The sequence below is a fragment of the Blautia sp. BIOML-A1 genome, assembly GCF_009883055.1.
In the GTDB taxonomy this organism is placed as follows: domain Bacteria; phylum Bacillota; class Clostridia; order Lachnospirales; family Lachnospiraceae; genus Blautia_A.
In genome coordinates this window covers 1-17,705 of the sequence record NZ_WWVR01000046.1, presented here as the reverse complement: position 1 = coordinate 17,705, position 17,705 = coordinate 1, and the positions used below count along the sequence as shown (strand labels likewise).

Annotated in this window: 20 protein-coding genes and 1 rRNA gene; 20 read left to right on the top strand and 1 reads right to left on the bottom strand. The window is 43.4% G+C overall.

Translation table 11 applies throughout. The features are described 5' to 3' along the window. The 20 genes from GT674_RS15200 to GT674_RS15105 all read left to right on the top strand — a co-directional run. Positions 1-137 (top strand): 23S ribosomal RNA (locus GT674_RS15200); the annotation flags it as partial. Positions 138-301: 164 nt separating this feature from the next. Continuing rightward, entirely contained in the window at positions 302-2,113 is a 1,812-nt protein-coding gene (locus GT674_RS15195; RefSeq protein WP_161286474.1) for an IS1096 element passenger TnpR family protein, read from the top strand. Positions 2,114-2,133: 20 nt separating this feature from the next. Next, positions 2,134-2,865 carry a histidine phosphatase family protein gene (locus tag GT674_RS15190; RefSeq protein ID WP_161286473.1) on the top strand — a complete coding sequence of 244 codons (732 nt, stop codon included), beginning with the start codon at positions 2,134-2,136 and terminating at the stop codon, positions 2,863-2,865. Positions 2,866-2,977: 112 nt separating this feature from the next. After that, complete coding sequence (locus GT674_RS15185; RefSeq protein WP_161286476.1) at positions 2,978-3,940, top strand: alpha/beta hydrolase; 963 nt, start codon at positions 2,978-2,980, stop codon at positions 3,938-3,940. After that, positions 3,907-5,718 (top strand): DUF6320 domain-containing protein, encoded by a 1,812-nt coding sequence (locus tag GT674_RS15180; RefSeq protein WP_161286472.1) that lies wholly within the window; start codon positions 3,907-3,909, stop codon positions 5,716-5,718. Before GT674_RS15185 ends, GT674_RS15180 begins: the two co-directional genes overlap by 34 nt. Before the next feature lie 95 nt (positions 5,719-5,813). After that, positions 5,814-5,984: a chorismate--pyruvate lyase gene (locus GT674_RS15175; protein ID WP_161286471.1), complete on the top strand. Its 171-nt coding sequence runs from the start codon at positions 5,814-5,816 to the stop codon at positions 5,982-5,984. Between the two features lie 20 nt (positions 5,985-6,004). Then, on the top strand, positions 6,005-7,030 hold the full coding sequence (locus GT674_RS15170) for a transglutaminase domain-containing protein (protein WP_161286470.1): 1,026 nt from the start codon (positions 6,005-6,007) through the stop codon (positions 7,028-7,030). 27 nt (positions 7,031-7,057) lie between these two features. Next, on the top strand, positions 7,058-7,276 hold the full coding sequence (locus GT674_RS15165) for a hypothetical protein (protein ID WP_192926053.1): 219 nt from the start codon (positions 7,058-7,060) through the stop codon (positions 7,274-7,276). Positions 7,277-7,389: 113 nt separating this feature from the next. Beyond that, on the top strand, positions 7,390-8,586 hold the full coding sequence (locus tag GT674_RS15160) for a sensor histidine kinase (protein ID WP_161286469.1): 1,197 nt from the start codon (positions 7,390-7,392) through the stop codon (positions 8,584-8,586). Beyond that, positions 8,555-9,268, top strand: a complete 714-nt coding sequence (locus GT674_RS15155) for a response regulator transcription factor (protein ID WP_161286468.1) — start codon at positions 8,555-8,557, stop codon at positions 9,266-9,268. The genes GT674_RS15160 and GT674_RS15155 overlap by 32 nt, the downstream gene beginning before the upstream one ends. A 91-nt stretch (positions 9,269-9,359) precedes the next feature. After that, positions 9,360-10,241, top strand: coding sequence for a DUF368 domain-containing protein (locus GT674_RS15150; RefSeq protein ID WP_161286467.1), 882 nt, complete (start codon positions 9,360-9,362; stop codon positions 10,239-10,241). Further along, entirely contained in the window at positions 10,231-10,773 is a 543-nt protein-coding gene (locus GT674_RS15145; protein WP_161286466.1) for a phosphatase PAP2 family protein, read from the top strand. Before GT674_RS15150 ends, GT674_RS15145 begins: the two co-directional genes overlap by 11 nt. Before the next feature lie 117 nt (positions 10,774-10,890). Then, positions 10,891-11,670 carry a glycosyltransferase family 2 protein gene (locus tag GT674_RS15140; RefSeq protein WP_161286465.1) on the top strand — a complete coding sequence of 260 codons (780 nt, stop codon included), beginning with the start codon at positions 10,891-10,893 and terminating at the stop codon, positions 11,668-11,670. A gap of 2 nt (positions 11,671-11,672) precedes the next feature. Next, positions 11,673-11,822 carry a hypothetical protein gene (locus tag GT674_RS15135; protein WP_161286464.1) on the top strand — a complete coding sequence of 50 codons (150 nt, stop codon included), beginning with the start codon at positions 11,673-11,675 and terminating at the stop codon, positions 11,820-11,822. 226 nt (positions 11,823-12,048) lie between these two features. Then, positions 12,049-12,324, top strand: a complete 276-nt coding sequence (locus tag GT674_RS15130; protein ID WP_161286463.1) for an acylphosphatase — start codon at positions 12,049-12,051, stop codon at positions 12,322-12,324. A 14-nt stretch (positions 12,325-12,338) separates the two neighbouring features. Continuing rightward, on the top strand, positions 12,339-12,599 hold the full coding sequence (locus tag GT674_RS15125) for a hypothetical protein (RefSeq protein ID WP_022215521.1): 261 nt from the start codon (positions 12,339-12,341) through the stop codon (positions 12,597-12,599). A 76-nt stretch (positions 12,600-12,675) separates the two neighbouring features. Then, a complete protein-coding gene (locus tag GT674_RS15120; RefSeq protein ID WP_161286462.1) occupies positions 12,676-13,542 on the top strand; it encodes an EamA family transporter in 867 nt (288 codons plus the stop codon). A gap of 138 nt (positions 13,543-13,680) precedes the next feature. Next, positions 13,681-14,223, top strand: coding sequence for a histidine phosphatase family protein (locus GT674_RS15115; protein WP_161286461.1), 543 nt, complete (start codon positions 13,681-13,683; stop codon positions 14,221-14,223). A gap of 140 nt (positions 14,224-14,363) precedes the next feature. Beyond that, entirely contained in the window at positions 14,364-15,194 is an 831-nt protein-coding gene (gene larE / locus GT674_RS15110) for an ATP-dependent sacrificial sulfur transferase LarE (RefSeq protein WP_161286460.1), read from the top strand. After that, the gene (locus GT674_RS15105) at positions 15,195-15,953 is read left to right on the top strand and encodes a tRNA threonylcarbamoyladenosine dehydratase (RefSeq protein ID WP_161286459.1); all 759 of its coding nucleotides are present in this window, start codon (positions 15,195-15,197) and stop codon (positions 15,951-15,953) included. A 141-nt stretch (positions 15,954-16,094) separates the two neighbouring features. Here the strand turns inward: GT674_RS15105 and pyk are convergent, their stop codons facing one another. Continuing rightward, on the bottom strand, positions 16,095-17,519 hold the full coding sequence (pyk, locus tag GT674_RS15100; RefSeq protein WP_161286458.1) for a pyruvate kinase: 1,425 nt from the start codon (positions 17,517-17,519) through the stop codon (positions 16,095-16,097). Positions 17,520-17,705: the final 186 nt, after the last annotated feature.

Sequence of the window (17,705 nt, the reverse complement as noted above, 5' to 3'; positions counted from 1 at the left end):
GTGAAGCCCCCCTCAAGATGAGATATCCCATCCGAAAGGAGTAAACCCCCTTGAAGACGACGAGGTTGATAGGGCAGGGGTGGAAGTACGGTAACGTATGGAGCTGACTGCTACTAATAGGGTGAGGGCTTGACCAACAAGCTTGGTTAAAATGATTCTTAAATGTCAACATGTATGTGGTTTTGAAGATACGATAAAAAAGAACCAATGCTAGAGCAGATAAAATATCTGTTGTATCATTGGTTTTTTTTCTTTATAATTATAAGAAACCTAATATAAGTTTAATGTAAAGGATGAATATATGGAATTTTATCAGTTAAAAATAACCAGAAAAGGAACAAAACCCCCCATCTGGAGACGATGTCTTGTTCCGTCAAATATCACATTTTCACAGATGGCAGTCGTTCTTGAAGAAATTCTGGAATATGAAACTTCATCTTTATATGAATTTGAATTTTTTCAGAAAAAAGTACATGTTCGGGAATGGACAGAAGGCGGCAAAACTGTTACAAACTGGCAGTATGATTTCCGAAGTGCGGCAGATACGTTTGTAAATGATCTGATGGATACAGAGAAATGGTTTACTTTCAGAATTCATGCAGAAGAAAAATTGCCAGAATATCGTGTGGATATTGAAAACAGAGTCAAGAAAGCAATATTAGATGATGGTGACAGAGAAGTATGTTTCCCGGTGATCATAAAAGAAGTAAGCAGAGAAGATGAAAGCATATGGACAGATGCATTAGAAAGAAATACTTATCTTGAAGATACTTTCAGGCTGCAGGATGGAGAATCTGATCATCGTAATTTTGAAGAGATCAAAGCAGATACAGAAAACAATAAAATCCTTATGATCAGCACTAATCCGGTAAGTCAGGAGCTTCATAATAAACAATCTGCAAATACAATCATGAAGGAATTTACAGATAGTTATCTGAACCCATTTATTGAAGAAAGAATGGCAGAGCTTGAACTGGAAGAAGAAGGAAGCAGAAATCCGGATGTAAAAGAGTATCTTCTTTCTTATAAAAAAGAAGATCTTGAAGAAAAAGTAAAAGAATTTAACATCACATGCAGTGGTGACTCCAAAGAAACTCTTGCAGACGAACTTGCCAGATATGTCTTAAGTCCGGAAGGAATGAGAGAGATTTTTCTTCAGGCAGATGAATGGGAAGCAGATGCATTTGAGGAAATTTTAGACAAAAAATGTTTCTCTGCGACAGAAGAAGACTGGATCAAACTTGGCTGGCTCAGTGATGCAGGTTATGTGGTTTCCTACAGTGATCATCATGCAGAAGTTCCGAGAGCAGTTATTTCCTTATATAAAGAAATCAATACTCCGGAATTCCATAAATTATGCAGGCAGGTAAGCTGGATGCGTTCCTGTCAGACTATGCTGGGATTTATTTATGCGATTGCACCGTTAAAAATCGTATATCGTATGTACCGCAGAAGACCGGAATATAAAGTGAGCTATGATGAGTTTCTTAAGATTCTGGAACAGGTCCCAGAAAACGATAATATGTGCATTGTGCGTGACGGCAAGATGATCTTCAAATCCGTTCTCCAGGATAATCTTTATGAAAGAATTGAAGAGTATCAGGGAGACAGAGAGTTTTATATGCCGTCTCCGGAAGAAGTTCTGGATTATGCAAAACATGGATATCCATCTGAGGATCCATCATACAAAAAACTGGAAAATTTCCTGAGGGAAGAGCTTCATCTGAATACAGTTCAGGTTATAGAATTGATGTACATTGTATTTAAAGAGTTCTCCATGGATGGAATGCTCTCAGATATTATGGAAGAATTCAACAACAAAAATGTTGTATTTGATTCAGAAAAACAGACAGAAGAATTTGCTGCTATTATGATGAACGTAAATAACAATACCAGAATGCTGGATTTCCGTGGATACACACCAAATGAAATCGCAAGGATGTCGAGTCCGAAAGCATCATCTGCAGTTATGCCTTCCATGGTACCGATGGGAAGTCTTGCATCAACACCATCATTTATTCCGTCAAATGCAGCGACAAAGAAAATTTATCCAAACGATCCATGTCCGTGTGGAAGTGGTAAAAAATACAAAAAATGCTGCGGCAGAAAGTAAGAAAGGACAGGCTGTAAAGTATGAAGTTACTGATCGTACGCCATGGGGATCCGGATTATACCATAGATTCCCTGACAGAAAAAGGCTGGAAAGAAGTGGAATTTCTTTCCGAGAAACTTTCAAAACTTGATATCAAAGATTTTTATGTGTCACCGCTTGGCAGAGCTAAGGATACAGCCTCTCTCACTCTCAAAAAGATGAACCGTACAGCGACAGAATGTGACTGGCTCAGAGAGTTTGATGTCCTGATCGATCGTCCGGATGTGACGGATCGTAAAATTATTCTCTGGGACTGGCTTCCACAGGACTGGACGATGGATGAACGTTTTTATCAGTATGATCACTGGTTTGAAAACGAACGTCTTCAGGCAGCCGGTGCAAAGGAATATTATGATTACGTTACCGGAGAGTTTGATAAACTCCTTGCCAGACATGGCTATGTCAGAGAAGGACACTACTACAGAGTCGAAAAAGCAAACAACGATACCATTGTTTTCTTCTGCCATTTCGGACTGGAATGCGTACTCCTGAGTCATTTGATGAGCGTATCTCCAATGGTACTCTGGCACGGAGCCTGTGCTGCACCAAGTTCCGTAACAACCGTAACAACCGAGGAACGACGCAAAGGAATCGCAAGTTTCAGAATGAATTCCTTCGGCGATATTTCACATCTTTATGTACATAATGAATCACCTGCTTTTGCAGCGAGATTCTGCGAATGTTACGATAATAAAGACGAAAGACACGATTAAAAGAAAGGACGAGATTCGAGAGAATTTCGTCCTTTCTTGCGTGTAAATGAGGGATATGATATATTAAAAATAATCTAAGAAAAACGAGGAAAAGATTTTGATTTCAAAAACAATGCAGACAATTTTACACGCACTGTCCTATGGAAATATAGAGGTAGAAGCATCAAGGCGGCTGGCGGATATCAAGAAGCTAGATGCGATGCGAATATTTCTGAAAAAACTGGATACAAAAGTGTATAATGGAACGTATGAAGTGCCGGTGAGATTATATTTTCCGAATGAGGAATCGATGAGTGGAGATGTTTCAGAGAAGGGGAAATATCCTGTTCTGTTATTTTTTCATGGCGGTGGCTGGGTGACAGAAAGTGTGGAGAATTATGACCGCGTATGCAGCAGAATGGCACAGTCCACGGGGCATATCGTAATGTCAGTAGAATATCGCCTTGCACCGGAATATCGTTTCCCGGTACCGCTGGAGGACTGCTATGCGGCTGCAAAAGCACTTTATACAGGAAGGCTGATTCTTCCGGCAGATCCGGACAGAATTACGATCATTGGCGACAGTGCAGGTGGGAATCTGGCAGCGGCTGTATGTCTTCTGGCAAGAGAACGTGGAGAGTTTATGCCCCGGAAGCAGATTCTGATCTATCCGGCATTGAATAACTGTTATACGGAAGAATCACCATATAAATCCGTACAGGAAAACGGTGAAGGATATCTTCTCACAGCAGTCAAAATGGAAGATTACCTCAAACTGTATGAGAGCAGTCCGAAGGACAGGCAGAACCCGTACTTTGCACCGATTTTGGAGGAAGATCTTTCGCATATGCCTGATACCTTGATCCTGACGGCGGAGTTTGATCCTCTACGGGATGAAGGAGAGGCATACGGTAAACGTCTGAAAGACGCAGGAAATTATGTGGAAGTTTACAGAATTCCAGAAGCACTTCACGGTTATTTTGCACTGGGGATCCGATTCCTTCATGTGCAGGAAAGCTTTGAGATCATGAATAAGTTTTTGAAGAAAGAAGCGGATAAGACGTGGAAACAGGATATTCAAAATGGAGAAAATTAGATAACGCAGCGATAGCTTTTCCATTGGTTACGGGCAGGAATGACAGCAGGGTTTTCCGGTTCTACTGCCAGCTGAAAGAAGAGGTGGATCCGGATATTCTGCAGTCTGCACTGGATCAGACAATGGAGAAATATCCGCTGTTTCAGGCAGTTTTAAGGAAGGGACTGTTCTGGTTCTATCTGGAGAGTCGCGAAATAAAAGCACTGGTAAAACCAGAGAGAAAGCCGCCATGCAGTCAGCTTTATATACCGGATCAGAAATCACTGTTATTTCGTGTGAGTTATCACAAAAACAGGATTAATTTTGAGGTTTACCATGCACTCACAGATGGAACCGGAGCTATGAATTTTATTACAGAACTGGTTCAGGATTATCTGATTCTTGCACATCCTGAGGTGGAGCTGCCGCGTATTGAGATGGCAGATGAGGCGACTCCGGGAGAGAAGGAAGAAGATAGCTTTTCACAGTATTATTCTTCCAAAATTCCCAAAAATAAAGAGAAAAAACCACCTGCAGTACAGCTGAAGGGCGAAAAGCTGGTTCATTCTGATATGCAGATCACAGAGGTGATTTTTTCCGTAAAAGAAATACTGGCAAAAGCCCGCTCCTACGGGGTGTCCATCACGATATTTCTGACAGCGATCCTACTTTGTGCAATTCATGAGGAGATTCCAAAGAATAGACAGAAACGACCGATCACCCTGATGATCCCGGTCAATCTGAGAAACTATTTTCCGTCACAGTCTATGGGAAATTTCTTCGGATGGATCGAGGTGGGATATAAATTTGAAGAGAATACATCCTTTGAGCAGATACTGGAATCTGTCAAAGAACAGTTCAGAGAAAAACTGCAGAAAGACAGAATTGCGATGGACATGAACGGATATGTACGCCTGGAAAAAAATCCGTTTGTAAGAGCAGTTCCTCTGGAAATCAAGAGATATTTCCTGATCGCAGGTGCAAATCTGGGAGGCAGGAGCATTACAGCGGTATATTCCAATATTGGAATATTGAAATTTCCGCCGGAGTATAAAGCTTATATTGAAAGGTTCGGCGTCTTCGCAAGCACAAACTCCCTGCAGGTATGCTCCTGTTCGTATGAGGATCAGTTTGTGGTTGGATTTACCTCCAAAATACCGGATGACAGAATCCAGAAAAATTTTATCCGGATGCTGAAGGAAGAAGGGATTTCCTGTAAAGAAGAAAAAAATGAATTTCCAGGCTGTGCAGAGAAGCAGAAAAAAGAAGACTTAAAAGTGATGCAGACGTTCACATTTCTGTGCCTGGCGATTGCCGTAATTTGTGGTATGCTTAATTATCTGATGCTGGAGACGCTGAACTGGTTCTGGTTTGCAGCAGCAGGATGCATCTGTGCATGGCTGATCGTTTATGTGGCGTATATGAAACGGAGAAGTATTCTGAAGAATGAGATGTGGCAGCTGCTGATCATAACGTTTTTATGTGTATTGTGGGATCATTTTACAGGCTGGAGGGGCTGGTCGATCGACTTTGTTTTTCCATTCGGGGCACTGGCAGTTCTGACTTCCATACCCGTGATCGCCAAAATAAATCATCTGGAACGAGAGGAATACCTGTACTATCTGATACAGGCTGCCATCATAGGCTGTGTTCCGGCAATCCTGACTGCAGCAGGGATGATAACCTATACCTGGCCATCCGTCTTAAGTACAGGAATCAGTTTTCTGACACTGGCAGGATTGTTTATTTTCAGAACGAAGGATATTTTACGCGAAATAAGAAAGAAACTGAGAGTATAAAAAGTTGTTGTGAACAGTTACTAAAAAGTTACTATAAACAGTTACAGCAGTTACTAAAAGCATTCGATTTACAATAGATAACAGGGAGGATGACAATGTTAGAATGTGATTACGAAGTAAAACAGATTGACGGAGATTATGCACAGCTTCAGCGGCTGGACAGACCGGAGGAGGAACTTAAACTGGTAGCGAGAGCACTTCTGCCGATGGAGATTTATGAGGGCTGTATCCTTCATTATGAGATGATGCAGTACTCCATGAAATAAATCCGGGAGACAGGACTAAGATGGAACAGTATTACTACAATCATATGGATAAACAGAAGCAGGCAGCGTATCATGCCATGCTGCAGGGAATTCGGAATCTGACGGATGAGTTTCAGATCCCGGCACTGGATGCGGATTCCCTGTACAATGTTTTTTTCCAGCTGAGGCTGGATCATCCGGAGATTTTCTGGGCAACCGGGTACAAATACCGCTACTACAAAGACTCCCCTAATATTATTTTCATTCCGGAATATCTTTTTGAAAAAAATAAAATCAGAGAACATCAGAAGGCAATGACCGCACGGATCGACAAGCTTGTACGGACAGCTGCAAAGTTGTCCGAATGGGAAAAGGAAAAATATGTGCATGACTTTATCTGTGAAAACATCCGTTACGATAAACTCAAGAAACCCTATTCCCATGAAATCATAGGACCGCTTGGACAGGGCGTTGGTGTCTGTGAGGGAATCGCCAAGGCGGTTAAAGTACTGCTTGATGAACTGGGAGTCTGGTGTGTGATCGCAATCTGCGGCAACAACCCAGATAAAGGTATCAAATACCGCCATACCTGGAATATTGTCAGAGTTGGCGGTGTATACTATCATCTGGATGCAACCTTTGATAATACTCTTGGCAAAAATGACCAGATACAGGACATTCGTTACGATTATTTCAATCTGGATGACAAGAGTATTTTTCGGGATCATGAGCCTCTGATCGCACCGGCACCGCATTGTACAGATCATGAACATTTTTACTATAAAGAAAAGAAGCTTTCCTTTACAAAGCAGGAAGATGTCTACAAACGATCCCTGCAGGCTGCAAAGAAAGGCAGAACACTCACTTTCCACTGGCGCGGCGGCTATCTCACCAGAGAAGTACTGAAGGAACTTCTCGACCTGATCCGCAAAGCAGGAGAAGAAAGAAAAAAGACACCAGTTGTAAATGTCAACTGGCCGCAGGCAGTCCTGAGTCTCCACTACATAGAAGAACAGGCACAGGAATGCATCACAATGGAAGATGCAAATGAGGGAGAAAAAGAATAAGTTTTTTATCTAAAAGGGGAAATTACTATGCTGGAAACATTTCAGGTTTTACATATTGAAGAACCGGATTTCGGCTGTGAAGGGCGGCCGGATGGATTTGAGATCAAAGACAAAGTACTTCTCAAAAGCAATCTCACAGGAGAAGAAAAGATCATCCACGAAAAAGATGCCAGACTGTATGAGCTGGACATCAACGAGGGCGACGAAGTGTTTCTGATCGAAGGCGAACTGAGAAAACTACGGTAATATTACAGAGATAGAGTTTAGATTTTGTTTAACTTTCTCACGGTGTTTATTCAGGACTTTCCTTTATAATAAAAACAAAATGCAGTGAATATGGAAGGAAAGGGGAAAGAAACATGAATAAGAACACAGTAAAAAGACGTATTTTCATATCCAATACACTGATGATCCTGGTCACCCTGGGAATCTTTCTGATCGTGAACCTTGGGATCATCAAGGTATATTCCGAATCCATCGAGCATGAATTCGAAGATACAGCCGTTGAACTTATGGGGGATGACGGCCTGGAAGAAATGGTAGAGACCTGGACGATCAAACGAAATGAATTCATCATTCTGTTCCTGGCAGATGGAATCCTCTGTATCCTGGCGCTGGTAGGTGTCAGCCAGGCATTTACAAGGAATCTTTCCAGGCATATCCTGGAGCCGCTGGATGCTTTGAACGATGGCGCAGAGCGGGTGCAGAATAACAACCTGACGGAAGATATCCTCTATGTCGGAGATGTAGAATTTGAGAAAGTCTGCACAACCTTTAACAAAATGCAGGGGCACATTCTGGCAGCGCAGGAAAAAAACCAGCGCTACGAAAAGGCCCGCACAGATATGATCGCAGGGATCTCACACGATCTCCGTACACCACTGACTGCGATCAAGGGAACGATCAAAGCGCTGATGGATGGAATCGCCTCAACACCGGAGAAACAGCAGAAATTTCTGAATGCAGCTTACCGGCGGACCGGCGAGATGGATACACTTCTGAATCAGTTATTCTATCTGTCCAAACTTGAGACAGGAAACATGCCGTTATCTGTCCAGAGGATAAATCTGACAGATTTTCTTGCAAAATATGTCTACGGCAAACAGGAAGTCCTTGATCCTGCACAGGCAGAAGTCCGTGCGACACTGGAAGAATGCAACCTCTATACCGAGCTGGATCCGGAGCAGATGCAGAGGATCCTAGACAATCTGATTGAGAACAGCATCAAATATAGCGAACAGGAACCAGTTGAAGTAGAAATCTCTCTGAGAGAACAGGAAGACAGACTTCTTCTCACTGTTTCAGACAATGGAGTTGGAGTTCCGGAAGAAAAACTTCCGCATATCTTTGAAGAATTTTACCGCGCAGATGAGTCCCGCAACAAAAAAGAAGGAAACGGTCTGGGACTTTATATCGTGAAATATCTTGTAGAAGCAATGAAGGGAAATGTCCGTGCAGAAAACAGGAATGGTCTTGTGATCTCTATGGATTTTCCATTAAAAGGCAGAGAAAGGATGGCACAGCATGGAAAACAGGAAGAAAATTCTGATCATTGAGGATGATGAAGATATCAGCATGATCGAGGAGGCATATCTGGAGTCTGCCGGTTTTGAGACAAAGATTCTTTCTGATGGAAATAAAGTGAATGAGATCATTGAGGCAGAATCCTTCGATCTGATCCTGCTTGATCTGATGCTTCCGGGCAAAAGCGGCTATACGATATGCAGGGAGATTCGTGACAAATTGGATATTCCGATCCTGATGGTGACAGCAAGGACGGAATCTGTAGACAAGATCCGTGGTCTTGGAATGGGCGCAGATGATTATATTTCCAAGCCGTTTGATCCGGCAGAACTGGTTGCCCGTGTCACAGCAAATCTCCGTCAGTATGACCGTATGCTGCAAAAAAGTGCCGATTCCGCCCATCAAGAAGAGCCGGAGGAAATCCGTATCCAGGATCTGAGGATCCTTGTGAACAGCTGGAAAGTATTCAAGGGAGATCAGGAGATCCGTTTCCCGAACAAGGAATTTGAACTGCTCAAATTTTTTGCACAGCATCCGAATATCGTGTTTTCCAAAGAGCAGTTATTTGAGAAGATATGGGGCTTTGATTATGCCGGTGACAGCGCGACGGTCATGGTGCATGTCAACCGCATCAGAGAGAAGATTGAGGACGACAGCAAGAATCCAAAGATCCTCGAGACCGTCTGGGGCGCGGGATATCGATTAAATAAATAAAGAGTTTAGGGTTTGTTTAGAAAAACATCTCCTTTTTGTTTAATGCAGTCTGTTAGGATAATTGCATAAGCAAAGAGGAGGTTTTTTTGTTATGATAAAAGAAGGAGTTCATGGTTTTTGTATGGCGCTGGCTGATAGTGTTCCGGGAGTTTCCGGAGGAACAATCGCATTTATCATGGGATTTTATGACCAGTTCATCGGTTCCATCAATAATCTGGTATTTGGCAAAATGAGACAGAAAAAACAGGCATTCCGATATCTGTTCAAACTGGGGATCGGATGGCTGATCGGAATGGGAATGGCAGTCCTCGCACTTTCTTCCCTGTTTGAAAGTCACATTTATATGATAAGCTCCCTGTTTATTGGATTTATCGCAGGTTCTCTTCCGGTAGTGGTTCATGAAGAATATCAGTCCTTCCGAAAGGTTATGAAAGGTTTCTTTTTCCTCTGCCTGGGTATTTTTACAGTAGTCATTATCACCTGGCTGAACGGAAGGATCGGAGCAGGAACAGCGGATATGGCAAGTATGTCACCGCTGCTTGGAATTAAGCTGTTTTTCATTGGAATGATCGCAATCTCAGCGATGTTCCTTCCGGGGATTTCCGGTTCCACACTGCTTCTGATCTTTGGAATGTATATCCCGGTGATCAATGCGGTAAGAGGACTGATGTCTATGAATTTTGCCTGCTTCCCGGCACTGATGATCTTTGGACTTGGTGTACTGACAGGAGCAGTAACTGTAGTAAGACTCATCCAGTTCTGTCTGGAAAATTACCGTACACAGTCAGTTTATATGATTCTTGGCATGATGATCGGTTCTTTCTACGCGATCATTATGGGACCGACTACCCTGGAAAATGCACTTCCGGCATTAAACCTGGGAAGCCTGAATCTTGTCGCTGTATTCATTGGCCTTGGACTCGTTCTTGGAATGCATTTTATCAAGGAATGGAGTGAGAGTTATGAGCATTGAATTTAAAATTCTGGATTTTATCCAGACACTGCATACACCGGTGCTGGATAAGATCATGGTCGGGGTCACAAAACTTGGAGACGTGGGAATTATCTGGATCATCTTAACGGCGATACTTCTGATAATACCGAAAACGAGACGGACCGGCGGTGTAATGCTGGTGGCACTGGTCGTGCAGACAGTACTGTGCAATGTGATCCTGAAAAATCTGTTTGCAAGAACAAGACCGTATGATGTGAATACGACGGTTCAGCTTCTGGTTCCGAAGCTTCACGATTTTTCCTTCCCGTCAGGTCACACATCCGCGTCTTTTACAGCAGTGAGTGCACTGTATTTTTCAAAAGATAAACTGTGGAAACCGGCACTGATACTTGCCTGCCTGATCGCAGTTTCAAGACTTTATTTATATGTACATTATCCTACAGATGTACTGGGCGGACTGCTTCTTGGAGTTTTGTCCGGATATATAGGATATAAGATCATGGAAAAAGTAAAAAACAAAGGGATCCCTGGAATTTCACAAAGAAAGTAAAAGAGGCGATAACTATGAGTATTGGGACAATTGTTTTTATAGGCGCATTGATGATGGTATTTCAGATTCCGGTAATACTGGGAGAATAATTTCCAGGCAGCGAGAGGAGATGAAAAAATGTCGTATGTGGTCATTCCGGCATATTGCCCGGACAGAACGCTGGTTTCTCTTGTAGAGCAGATGTGGGAAACCGGATGCAGGATGATCGTGGTGGACGATGGAAGCGGTGAGGAATATCAGAGCATTTTTGATGAGATCAGCGATGTCAGCGTGATCCTCAGACATCCTGAGAACAGCGGCAAAGGAGCCGCAATAAAATCTGCACTTGAATATATTGAGCAGAAGCACAGTCACAGAGATGTCGTGGGGATCATGGATGCGGATGGACAGCATCTCCCGGAAGACATGCTCAAACTGCTTGAGGCGGCACAGGATGAGAGCCATACACTGGTCTTGGGAGTCCGTTCTGTGGGACACAAGATGCCGCCTCGTTCCAGAATCGGAAATGAACTGACGCGAAGTGTTTTTCATCTGATCAGCGGTGTGAGAGTTTCCGATACCCAGACAGGTCTCCGGGCTTTTGGAACAGAAATGATCCCGGAGTTCCTTGTGATCGAGGGCGAGCGGTATGGGTACGAAATGAATGTGCCGATAACGATGGCGAAGAAAAAAGTCCATATCAGGGAGATCCCGATCAAAACCATCTACAAAGATGATGACAATTCCACTTCGCATTTTCGGACGGTCCGTGATTCACTGAGGATCTACAAAGACATTCTGAAATTTACATTTTCATCTTTCTCAAGCTTTGTTCTGGATTATCTGCTTTTTTCGGGAATGATGCTGTTGTTTCCGCATACGGCGGTGACGATCCTGACAGCAGGGAAAAAGACATAAAGATGAAGAAGAAAATAATACTTCTGGTGACGGACATCGTCATAGCAGCACTGATCCTTCTGGGCGTGTGGATCATAAATTACAAGATCCGCAGGATGAGACTCATAAAACAGATTTTATTTCATACGGCAGTAATATGCGGGCTGGTATAATCCGTTCATGGATTTTTTTGGACATGTGTCGTTTATCCCAGTGAGCGGATGTGTGTCAGTGCTGGTTCTTGGAATTTTAAATATTGTGGAGATCTACAGGAGGAATCTGGAAGTTCAGCGGAATCGAAGAGGCAGCTTTCGGATTGCCGCTCACAGATAGCGAGGTGAAGCATTAGGACTGGATTTTCTCATGGTTTGGAGTTAAAATAACCATGGAGGAAAAACCATGCAGAAAATCAGAGAAGCGATCAGTTTTTATGGACGGGTCCAGGGTGTTGGATTCCGGTATAAATTAGGATACCTGGCCCAGATGTACACCGTGACCGGATGGGCGAGGAACGAATATGACGGTTCTGTTTCGGCAGAATTGCAGGGGCTTGAGGAAGATATTGACAAGATCATTCAGGCACTTTACAATGACCGTTATATAGAGATTGATGATATCCGAAGACGGAGGATTTCTCTGGATGAGAATGAGCGGCGATTCGGAATCTGCTACTGAAGGGAGATGCACAAATGGAAGAATTATATCAGGCAATCGAGGAGAAGATCAAGTCATCAGGCTATCCGAGAGAGATTTCCGGAGAAGCAGTCTACGAGGACATCTGTGACCAGATCGACGGCAAGGAAAATGGTACTTATGTGTTACTTTCCAAGTTTGAGGATGATGTGATCTTTGAGTATCATATCACAGTTATGGATCATGAATTTAATCTTGGAATCCTTACAATGAGACTTCCAGAGGGAGTTTACGCAGTAAACTTTGATGAGGATTAATAAGGATTGATTAGCAGAGAGCGGGCAGAGACCTGCTCTTTTTGCAGATAAAATGAATAAAGAGGGGGGATTGTTTATGTGGATCTTATTCGCAGTAGGATCTTCTTTTTTTGCGGGAATCACAGCGATTCTTGCGAAGTGTGGAATCCAGAAAACGGATTCTGATGTGGCGACAGCAGTGAGGACAATCGTGGTCCTTCTGTTTTCGTGGCTGATGGTGCTGGTTACGGGGACCTTTTCAGGAATTCATAATATCAGTGGAACAACGCTTTTGTTTCTGATCCTGTCAGGTCTGGCGACGGGAGCATCGTGGCTGTGCTACTTCCATGCATTGCAGAAAGGTGATGTCAACAAGGTTGTGCCGATCGACAAATCCAGTACGATCCTGACGATCTTTCTGGCATTGATCTTTCTTCATGAGGGACTGACCTGGGCGAAGTTTGGCTGTGTCTGTCTGATCGCGGCCGGTACCTATATGATGATCTCCAGAAAGGAAGTTACAGAGGACACAAAGAAAAAAGACAGTAGTTGGTTTATTTATGCGGTGCTGTCAGCAGTGTTTGCAAGTCTGACAGCGATTCTTGGAAAGATTGGAATTTCAGGAATCGACTCAAACCTGGGAACCGCAATCCGCACAACCGTTGTCCTTCTGATGGCATGGCTGATGGTTTTTGTCCAGGGTAAGCAGAAAGAAGTAAAGGATATTGAGAAAAAAGAGCTTCTTTTTATCGGACTTTCAGGTATCGCGACAGGAGCCTCCTGGCTCTGCTATTATCGTGCTCTGCAGGAAGGATCTGCATGTGTTGTTGTGCCAATCGATAAACTCAGTATTCTCGTGACGATCGCTTTTTCCTGGATCGTTTTCCACGAAAAACTGACACGCAAATCTGCGGTGGGAGTTATCCTGATCACCGTCGGAACGGTGCTTATGACGATGGCATAAAATCGTCGGAGCTATTGAGAAAGGGACGGATGACAGGGCAATAGAAATTTCCTATAACATTATAACAAAATAGAGATACCCATTTACAGGATAAAGATGGTAAGATAAAGAAAAACGAAAGAGCAGGAGTTGAATATAATGGGACATTTTTATTTTGTGAGACATGGACAGACTGTCTGGAATGTAGAGAATAAGATCTGTGGAGCGACAGACATTGCACTGACAGAGAAAGGGCATCAGCAGGCAATCGAGACAGGACATGAGATTCTGCGTCAGGGGATCCAGGCGGATGAGATCCTTTATTCTCCACTGATGCGTGCAGCAGATACAGCAAAACATATTTCTGAGATCACCGGAATTCCGGCACGTGTAGAGCCGAGACTGATCGAGCAGAATTTCGGCAAATATGAATCTACTGTCCGTAATGGAGAGGAATTCCAGAAGGCAAAGCAGCAATTCATTACCAGATACGACGGTGGAGAATCCATGCTGCATCTGGCACAGAGGATCTACAATCTTCTCGACGAGATCAAAGAAGAATCCAATCACAAAACCTATATCCTCGTGGCACACAACGGGATTTCCAGGGTGATCCAGTCCTATTTCTACGAAATGACAAACGAAGAATACGCGACATTCGGAGTGGAAAACTGCGAAGTCAAAAGATTTGATTTTGAGTAATAAATAAGATAAAAAGATGGTCAAAACAGGCAGGGAATTCGCATAACGGCGCAAAATTCCTGCCTGTTTTTATGTTGTAGAGCGGAATGCAGTATGCTATAATACACACTAGTATACTAGGTTAAAAGGAGCGTTTAGTAATGAATATCCATGATAAATATAAAGTATTACAGCAGAACCTGAAGGAAATGGGAAGTGTTGCAGTTGCTTTTTCAAGCGGCGTGGATTCTACTTTCCTTCTGAAAGCAGCACTGGAAGCTCTTGGCAGAGACAATGTGATTGCAGTCACCGCAAGTTCCTGTTCCTTCCCGGCGAGAGAACTGAAGGAAGCGAAGGAATTCTGTGAGAAAAACGGTGTCCGTCAGATCATCTGTAAATCTGAGGAACTGGATATCGACGGTTTCCGCCAGAATCCGAAGAACCGTTGCTATCTCTGTAAGCATGAACTCTTTGAGAAAATCTGGGAGATTGCCCGCCAAAATGGAATGAATGCAGTTGCCGAGGGTTCCAACATGGACGATAACGGTGATTACCGTCCGGGTCTGATCGCCGTCAGAGAACTTGGTGTCAGCAGCCCGCTTCGTCAGGCAGAACTTTACAAAGAAGAAATCCGTGAACTTTCCAGAGAAATGGGACTTCCTACCTGGGACAAACAGTCCTTTGCCTGCCTTTCCTCCCGTTTCGTTTACGGCGAGACCATCAGTGAGAAAAAACTCGGCATGGTAGATAAGGCAGAGCAGCTCCTTCTGGATATGGGATTCCATCAGGTGCGCGTCCGCATCCACGGAAACATTGCCAGAATCGAAGTCCTTCCGGATGAGATTACAAAGATTGTCGAGGAAGACAACAGAACCAAAATCGCAAACCAGCTCAAATCGTATGGTTTTGACTATGTAACCCTTGATCTTCTGGGCTACCGCACCGGAAGTATGAATGAAACACTGGATGAGAAAGAAAAGGAGATTAAATAAATGCTGAATCAGTTTTCCAGAACAGAACTGTTATTTGGTAAAGAAGCTATGGAGAAACTGGCAAACTCCAGGGTTGCCGTTTTTGGAATCGGCGGAGTTGGCGGTTATACCGTAGAGGCACTTGTGCGAAGTGGAATTGGTAAACTGGATCTGATCGACGATGACAAAGTCTGCCTCACCAATCTGAACCGTCAGATCATTGCAACCAGAAGCTCCATTGGTAAATATAAAGTCGATGTCATGAGGGACCGCATCCTTGACATCAACCCAAAGGCAGAGGTCAATGTCCACAAATGCTTCTATCTTCCGGAAACCAGGGACGAGTTTGATTTTTCCCAGTATGATTATGTTGTAGACGCAGTGGATACCGTGACTGCCAAGATCCAGCTTGTCATGGAAGCCAGAGAAGCCGGTGTTCCGATCATCAGCAGTATGGGAGCCGGAAACAAACTTGACCCGACGGCTTTTCAGGTAGCGGATATTTATAAGACATCTGTCTGCCCGCTTGCAAAAGTTATGCGCCGGGAACTCAAAAAACGTGGAATTAAGAAACTGAAAGTGGTATATTCACAGGAAACGCCAACCCGTCCGATCGAGGATATGGCCATCAGCTGTCGTACAAACTGTATCTGTCCTCCGGGCGCAGCACACAAATGTACAGAGCGCCGTGATATTCCAGGTTCCACAGCCTTCGTTCCGTCCGTAGTCGGCCTGATTATTGCAGGAGAAGTAATTAAGGATCTGACCGGAAAGAGATAAATAGGATATGGTACAGATGCCGATCATAAGAATGATATATGAGAAATAAAATTGTGAAATAAATAACAAAAAAAGCCAAAAAACAGGTCCTTATCCTCAAAAACAGAGGATAAGGACCTTGGCTTTTTTTGTATACAATTCTTAATACTCGCCGACAACAGTTGCTTTGAGCAGATTGGTATTACCGGAGCGTCCAAGCGGAACACCAACAGTAAGAACAACAACATCACCTTCTTTGACATAACCGCTTTCTTCAGCTGCCTCTGTAGCGTGAAGGAGAAGAATCTCCATGCTGTATTCTTCTTTGGTCAGGAGTGGAGTAACACCCCAAACCAGGTTCAGCTGACGCCAGATACGTTCATTTGGAGTACATGCGATGATCGGACATCCCGGACGATATTTGGAAACCATACGAGCAGTATTACCGGAACGGGTAACTGCAATGATGGCCTTGGCATTCAGATCGATTGCTGTCATACAGGTTGCATGAGAAATTGCTGTGGTTACATTTGTAGCGTGCTCTTTGGTGCGAACACTGAACTGCTGATTAAAGTCAATATCAGCTTCCGTACGAACTGCGATCTTGACCATAGTCTTGAGTGCTTCTACGGGATATTTACCTGCAGCAGTTTCACCGGAAAGCATGATCGCACTTGTTCCCTGATAGATCGCATTGGCAACGTCCGTGGTCTCTGCACGTGTCGGACGCGGGTTTTTGATCATGGAATCCAGCATCTGAGTAGCTGTGATAACCTGTTTTCCCGCAGTGTATACTTTGGCAATGATATCCTTCTGGATAACCGGAACATCCTCAAGCGGGATCTCAACACCCATGTCACCACGGGCGATCATGATACCGTCAGCAGCTTCAATGATGCTGTCGATGTTGTCAACACCCTGCTGGTTCTCGATCTTGGCGATGATCTTGATCTCCTGTCCACCGTTTTTCTCAAGGATATCACGAATTTCCTTGACATCGGCTGCTGTTCTGGTGAAAGAAGCAGCGATGAAATCATAGCCTTCCTTGATACCAAAGAGGATATCATCATGATCCTTAGGGCTGATGAATGGCATGTTTACTTCTACGCCAGGAAGGTTGACACCTTTTTTGTTGCCGAGAACACCACCATTTACTACCTTACAGATAATGTCCTGACCTTTAATCTTCTTAACTTCAAGTCCAATCAGACCATCATCGATCAGAATGCTGTTGCCTGGTTTGACATCTTTATATAATTCCTTATAGGTAACGGAAACGATATTTTCATTTCCTACGATTTCCTCTGCGGTTAAGGTGAATTCCTGGCCTGCCTTCAGAGTGATCTTGCCATTTTCAAATTCGCGGATACGAATTTCAGGACCTTTTGTATCGAGAAGCGCAGCTACCGGTTTACCAAGACGTGTACGAATTTCTTTTAAGCTATCAATACGACCTTTTTGCTCATCGTGTAAACCATGGGAGAAGTTGAAACGTGCAACGTTCATTCCTTCTTTAACGAGTTTTTCCAGAACACCGTCCTGGTCAGTAGACGGACCAAGGGTACAGATAATTTTTGTTTTGCGCATAAATTTCCTCCTACTTTTCTTTACCTAAAAAATACACCTCTATTCTAACACATTATTTTTAATGTACAAGTAAAGATTTTGATAAATCAAATGTTAAAATTATAACATTTTTTAACATAATATATAGCAAGAATTCTCCTTCCTCTACAGGTGGGAGATGAATTGCAAAAAATAAAAAGAACGCTT